General features: G+C 67.6%; 1 protein-coding gene. It reads right to left on the bottom strand.

Going from position 1 to position 340, the window contains the following annotated elements:
• A partial coding sequence (locus PUR71_RS00475) for a hypothetical protein (protein ID WP_443077305.1) occupies positions 1–312 on the bottom strand: 312 nt, incomplete at its 3' end.
• Positions 313–340 lie beyond the last annotated feature (28 nt).

Raw genomic sequence — 340 nt, forward strand, 5'->3', positions numbered from 1 at the left:
GGGCAGCCCACCCCCCCCAAACAGCTCCCCAAACTTGGCCACCAAAAAAACCATAACAAACACAAACCCCATAACAACAACCAGAGCCACAGGACCACGATCGGCCCCGACCTCCCAAAACAGCCCGCACACCACGAGGGGGACGAAGTGTGCGCCGAGCCCGGCGATCCGCTGGCGGTCGGCGAGCGGCAGGTACAGGTGGTCCATGTCGCCGGCCTGCAGGTCCTGCAGGCGCTCCAGCCGGGCGCCGAAGCGCTCCGCCGGGTCGAGCGCGACGCGCACCGGCAGGGTGTTGATGAACAGGCCGACCATCGACTCGACGCCCGGGACCTGCGGGGGA

This window comes from Streptomyces sp. SP17BM10 (assembly GCF_036322405.1).
GTDB lineage: Bacteria > Actinomycetota > Actinomycetes > Streptomycetales > Streptomycetaceae > Kitasatospora.